Origin of the sequence: Yaniella sp. (genome assembly GCF_030453185.1) — a bacterium.
In the GTDB taxonomy this organism is placed as follows: domain Bacteria; phylum Actinomycetota; class Actinomycetes; order Actinomycetales; family Micrococcaceae; genus Yaniella.
Genome location: NZ_JAKDKW010000119.1, coordinates 1 through 4,489 on the forward strand (window position 1 = coordinate 1; position 4,489 = coordinate 4,489).

Annotated in this window: 2 protein-coding genes; both read left to right on the forward strand. The window is 52.6% G+C overall.

Annotated elements, in window-relative coordinates; genetic code table 11:
• Positions 1–73: 73 nt before the first annotated feature.
• The gene (gene hisC, locus L0H14_RS11825; RefSeq protein WP_006822242.1) at positions 74–1,117 is read left to right on the forward strand and encodes a histidinol-phosphate transaminase; all 1,044 of its coding nucleotides are present in this window, start codon (positions 74–76) and stop codon (positions 1,115–1,117) included.
• A 383-nt stretch (positions 1,118–1,500) separates the two neighbouring features.
• Positions 1,501–4,489 (forward strand): choice-of-anchor G family protein (locus L0H14_RS11830; RefSeq protein WP_301421926.1); only part of this gene is annotated, 2,989 nt, incomplete at its 3' end.

Sequence of the window (4,489 nt, forward strand, 5' to 3'; positions counted from 1 at the left end):
AAGCTAGGTTTCGCGGTCACACCCTATAAACCTGCAGCGTTTAATAAAGCACAAGAAAAGGTAGCTATAGATAATGATCCGAAAAGATCTGGACAACCTCCCCGCTTATGTACCAGGCGCACGCATGGATCATGCCGTCAAGCTCTCATCCAATGAGTCCTCCTATGCCCCGCTGCCTTCGGTAGCTAAGGCCATGAGCGAGGCAGCAATTGGCGTGAATCGCTATCCAGATATGGGCGCCGTTGAATTGCGCACCGCGTTGGCCAAGCATTTAGGTGTGGATTTTGAACAGACCGCCGTTGGCACGGGTTCCTCCGCGTTGTGCCAGCAGCTGGTCCACGCTACCACCACTGCCGATAATGAGGTGGTTTTCCCATGGCGCAGCTTCGAGGCTTATCCAATCTTCGCGCAGGTCGTCGGTGCAACTCCAGTGCCTGTGGAGCTTACCCCGGAGCAGGGTCTAGATATGGATGGTCTCGCAGCGGCCATTACGGATAAGACCAGCCTGGTGTTTATCTGCAACCCAAATAACCCTTCCGGTACCACCATTAGTAACGACGAGTTTGAAGCCTTCATGGCCAAGATCCCCGCGAATGTTGTGGTCGGCCTGGACGAGGCTTATTTTGAGTACAACCGCGCTGAAAGTCAGCCGATTGGCACTGAGGTCATCGCAAAATACGACAACGTCGTGGGTCTGCGCACCTTCTCTAAGGCTTACGGCCTCGCCGGGGCTCGTGTGGGTTATGCTTTCGGCCCGCGCAATCTCATTGAGGCGATCAACAAGGTAGCTATTCCTTTCTCTGTGAACTCCCTGGCGCAAGCAGGTGCACTTGCGGCATTAGATGCCAAAGAAGAGCTTAAAGAGCGTATCGATGAAGCCGTCATCGCCCGTGAGCGCATCGCCAAAGCTTTCGCCGATTGGGGCGCAATCGCCTCCGAAGCGAATTTCGTGTGGCTCCCGGCTGCTGCCCTCCCACTTCCACCGCAAGAACTCGCCGCCAAATTCGCCGAAGCTGGCGTACTCATCCGCGCCTTCCCAGAAGGTGTGCGTATTTCCACCACAACGGAAGAAGAAACCGATGTCTTGCTGAAGGCTTTTGAGTCCATCAGAGCCTAATTTTTCATCGCATTAAGGGTGCCGGAGGATTATCTCCCGGCACCCTTTGGTCTTTCAAGACAACAGTGCTTTGGGGACTCGCAACCGTATGCAAACCGGAAGCTAAGTACTTGCACTATGTATAAAATGCCCCAAAATATAAGAAACTCTAGCTCCTTCGGGGGTAAGCGAAAATGTCGTTTCTGTCACATCGCTGTGCGTTGAGTAAATACATGTCCGCCCTAGTCGGGACAATTTTTGTTCAACACTTGTGACTATTGTGTCTCTTGTTAACTAAGTTTCAACTTTTAGTTTCCTTGGTAGAGCAATGTATTAAATGGCTTTAAATTCATAATTTGCACAATTTTGGGCCCGCAGATTTAGGTTAAAAATTTGCCTAGAATATGGCTGGTTCCCAACTTCTTTTGTTGGGCAAACTTTTGATGCTGGGACTTATCCCGATTCCCGGCCAGAACCTGCAGGAGATCTTGATGCATTCGCATTCCCCTAGTGTGTCCGCGCGGCTAATTCAAAAACGTAAATGGCTTCGTCTCGGCATCGCTACCCTAACCAGTACCGCCCTCGTGGGCGGCACCCTTGTTCCCGTTCCTACCAATAGCTTTTTCCAGCATTCCCTCGTTGCAGAAGCGGCTGCCCAGGAAGCAGTCCTTTCTCACGCTGAAGGACAAGTTATCGATTTGTCCCTATTGCGTGATTTCGTCCACCCCGAGGACATGGGCATTTTCGACGGCCTAGTCGAGGCTATCCAGGCACAACAGTCCTTCACAGGGAACGAAAACAATAGCCCAGAAACCAGCCAGCTTGACGTGGAAGCGCTGCAGGCTATTCGCCTCAACCTTGGCGGAATTACTCTCCCGCTAGTCGATGATGGCTCCGGCAACGGTCTACTGCAGCTTGGCACTGATGGCATTGGCGTTCTGAGTGCTTATGCCTCCGCCCCTGACGCAACCTCCGCTCATGCTGCTGCTGGTGTGGTTGATGAAGATGGCGCCATCAACCTTGATCCAACTCAAGGTGCTGGCAACGTTGAAACGAACCTGCAGCTGACCGCGGTCTTGAACCAGCTCGGCCTGGGCCCAGTTACCGATACCATCGCAGATGATCTTGCCCTTCGTCTCGGAGCTGTGAGCTCCATGGCACAGGCTGAAGGTGGCGAGGTTACTTCCGAATACGCGGTAGCTAACGCTGAGCTGTACTTGCACAGCCCGCTGGTCGAAGAAGTCGGCGGATTGGTCAAGCCTGGTGGCTTAGGCGAAGATCTCGATAATGTCGTCAACGGCCTTCTAGGTGAAGATGGACTTGTTGGCGGTCAGATCGTCGGCCTCGTCAGTGGGCTACTTAGTACGCTGCGCCTAGGGAATATTGAGCTGAATGCGACGACAAACCTCGAGGCGACGCTCGATGAGCTCTTAGGCCAGCCCCTGACGTCCGAAGACGAATTGGTTACTATTGACCTGCAGTCTGGTGAAGTCAAAGTAAACCTGGAAAAACTCCATGGGGATAACCTCAGCAACCTAGAGCCTAACACACCGCTGGTGAATGCAGAGCAGCTCACCCGCATTACCTCCACCGTGGATGGCCTGTTGGATTCTCTGAGCCAGCGAATCACTGACACGTTGAACAACGGGGTTTTAGATACCCGCCTAGTAATTGAAATTTCCTTGCTTGGCGGTCTTGTGGGCAAGACTAGGATTGACGGTACGCTATCGCAAATCTTGGCTGGTACCGCTCCAGTTACCGGTGGTGGGTTGCTTGGTGTCTTACTCAATCCACTTGTAAACGGACTAGTCAACGGTCTTGGCCCAATTCTTGGCAACGTTGATGAAGACGGAAACCTTCAGGTCACGATCCTTAATGACATCATCGGCAACCTTTTGACGCCGGTTAATGCCCTGCTGGGTGACGGCTCTGTCCTGGGACTAAGCGGTTTGATCGATGAAGTTCTGGGCGAGGTCGCACAGGTTACCATCAACTCCCAACCGAATGAGCTGATTGCAGCGCAAGGTTCTGTAGATGGTCGCCCGAATGCTCGTCGCGGAACGCTGACTGACCCTTCCGAAGATTTCAGCGTTGTACCTGTTCGCGCACAAGTTCTTCGTTTAGGCACTGATGGTGGAGTCGTTGACCTTCCACTGGCACGCTCAACAGTAAAAGCGACTGATATCGATGACCCTATTCTCAATGCCCCGGAGCTTCTGGACATCGATCCGAATCAAGGCCCTCGTTCCGGTGGCAATGAAGTTACGTTAACCGGTACAAATCTCGCAGACATTGACACGATCTATGTCAACGAAACCGCGATTACCGTGTTTGAGCTCGACGCTGAAGCTGGAACAGTAACCTTCGTAGCGCCAGCGTGGGCAGATCTAGACACCACTGAAGACGAGGTTGAGGTCTCCGTAGCTACCAATGGTGTCCGTTCGAAATCACTGGGCTACACCTATGTTGACGATGTTCCAGGTGCAGCTGACCATAACCCAGGCTACGAATGGGTCAATATCAAGGCCGGTGAAACCCTCGTTATCGATCAAACTAAGGACACGGGTCTTCCCGATGGAATGAACTTCGAGATTAATCCGGAGTTCGATGGCCCTTCTGGTTGGGATTTCACTATCACGGATCCGGCTACGGGTGCTCTTGAGATCACTGCCCCAGATGATGCGGCCCCAGGCATGGTATTCCGTGTTCCAGTCATTGCGACCTATCCTGACGGCACAACCGATGACCTGAGCGCACGCGTCAATGTCGTCATGACTCCGTTTGAGATTGTTGAAACCATCCCAGGCGATACCTCTATCACCATCATTTTCTCTGATGGCACAGTGATTGTTGTCCCGTATGGTGAGAAGGGCCAAGATGGTCAGGACGGCCAGGATGGTCAGGACGGCGAGACTCCATACGTTGGTGAAAACGGTAACTGGTGGATCGGCGAGACCGATACACGTGTGCCAGCCACGGGTGCAGACGGTAAAGATGGTGCTAACGGTGAATCCGTAGAAATCGTGTCCAATACTGTGGACCCAGAAACTGGAACCACCACAATCGTCTTCTCTGATGGCAATATTGTTGTGATTCCTGCTGGTCAGGACGGTGCCGATGGGGCTGCTGGCGAGTCGATTACTGTCGTTGGTTCTGAGTTGAATGCTGACGGCAATTTGGTGATTGAGTTCTCTGATGGAAACACTGTGGTTGTTCCTAAGGGCGAAGCTGGTGACGATGGTGAGTCGGTAACTATTGATCGCTCATATAGTGATGCTGATGGAAATACGGTTATCGAGTTTTCCGATGGTCAGGTTGTTACCGTCGCCAAGGGCGATAAGGGTGATCAGGGTGAGCCGGGTCAGGATGGCCAGGATGGTTTAACTCCGCATG